Below are 1,890 nucleotides of genomic sequence, written 5' to 3' on the forward strand. Positions count from 1 at the left end.
CTATCTAGGTTGCGTTAATCAATAACAAGAAAATCTCAAAAAAGTTATTGACATTCACTCGGCAACCTGTTAAGATATAAAAGTTGCTGAAACAAAGCGACAAACAATGTAGACCTTTGAAAACTGAACGAATAAAACAAACCAAATGTGTAGGGCGTTTCTATTTATATAGAAACAAACAACATAGCAAGCAATATGCTAGCAAGTCAATTAATACAATTGAGCTTAACAGTTTAACGACTGTTTCAAACACTTTATATGAGAGTTTGATCCTGGCTCAGGACGAACGCTGGCGGCGTGCCTAATACATGCAAGTCGAACGCTTTTTCTTTCACCGGAGCTTGCTCCACCGAAAGAAAAGGAGTGGCGAACGGGTGAGTAACACGTGGGTAACCTGCCCATCAGAAGGGGATAACACTTGGAAACAGGTGCTAATACCGTATAACAATCGAAACCGCATGGTTTCGGTTTGAAAGGCGCTTTTGCGTCACTGATGGATGGACCCGCGGTGCATTAGCTAGTTGGTGAGGTAACGGCTCACCAAGGCAACGATGCATAGCCGACCTGAGAGGGTGATCGGCCACATTGGGACTGAGACACGGCCCAAACTCCTACGGGAGGCAGCAGTAGGGAATCTTCGGCAATGGACGAAAGTCTGACCGAGCAACGCCGCGTGAGTGAAGAAGGTTTTCGGATCGTAAAACTCTGTTGTTAGAGAAGAACAAGGATGAGAGTAAAATGTTCATCCCTTGACGGTATCTAACCAGAAAGCCACGGCTAACTACGTGCCAGCAGCCGCGGTAATACGTAGGTGGCAAGCGTTGTCCGGATTTATTGGGCGTAAAGCGAGCGCAGGCGGTTTCTTAAGTCTGATGTGAAAGCCCCCGGCTCAACCGGGGAGGGTCATTGGAAACTGGGAAACTTGAGTGCAGAAGAGGAGAGTGGAATTCCATGTGTAGCGGTGAAATGCGTAGATATATGGAGGAACACCAGTGGCGAAGGCGGCTCTCTGGTCTGTAACTGACGCTGAGGCTCGAAAGCGTGGGGAGCAAACAGGATTAGATACCCTGGTAGTCCACGCCGTAAACGATGAGTGCTAAGTGTTGGAGGGTTTCCGCCCTTCAGTGCTGCAGCTAACGCATTAAGCACTCCGCCTGGGGAGTACGACCGCAAGGTTGAAACTCAAAGGAATTGACGGGGGCCCGCACAAGCGGTGGAGCATGTGGTTTAATTCGAAGCAACGCGAAGAACCTTACCAGGTCTTGACATCCTTTGACCACTCTAGAGATAGAGCTTCCCCTTCGGGGGCAAAGTGACAGGTGGTGCATGGTTGTCGTCAGCTCGTGTCGTGAGATGTTGGGTTAAGTCCCGCAACGAGCGCAACCCTTATTGTTAGTTGCCATCATTTAGTTGGGCACTCTAGCGAGACTGCCGGTGACAAACCGGAGGAAGGTGGGGATGACGTCAAATCATCATGCCCCTTATGACCTGGGCTACACACGTGCTACAATGGGAAGTACAACGAGTCGCGAAGTCGCGAGGCTAAGCTAATCTCTTAAAGCTTCTCTCAGTTCGGATTGTAGGCTGCAACTCGCCTACATGAAGCCGGAATCGCTAGTAATCGCGGATCAGCACGCCGCGGTGAATACGTTCCCGGGCCTTGTACACACCGCCCGTCACACCACGAGAGTTTGTAACACCCGAAGTCGGTGAGGTAACCTTTTGGAGCCAGCCGCCTAAGGTGGGATAGATGATTGGGGTGAAGTCGTAACAAGGTAGCCGTATCGGAAGGTGCGGCTGGATCACCTCCTTTCTAAGGAATCAGTTCATCTAAGATGAACGTTACGGAAACTACACAGGCTTGCTTTTATTCGTTCAGTTTTGAGAGGT

General features: G+C 49.6%; 1 rRNA gene. It reads left to right on the plus strand.

From position 1 onward, the window contains the following. The first annotated feature begins 254 nt into the window (after positions 1 to 254). Positions 255 to 1,813 (plus strand): 16S ribosomal RNA (locus tag JZO85_RS16140). Positions 1,814 to 1,890: the final 77 nt, after the last annotated feature.

Source organism: Candidatus Enterococcus murrayae (assembly GCF_017315985.1).
Taxonomy (GTDB): domain Bacteria; phylum Bacillota; class Bacilli; order Lactobacillales; family Enterococcaceae; genus Enterococcus_A; species Enterococcus_A murrayae.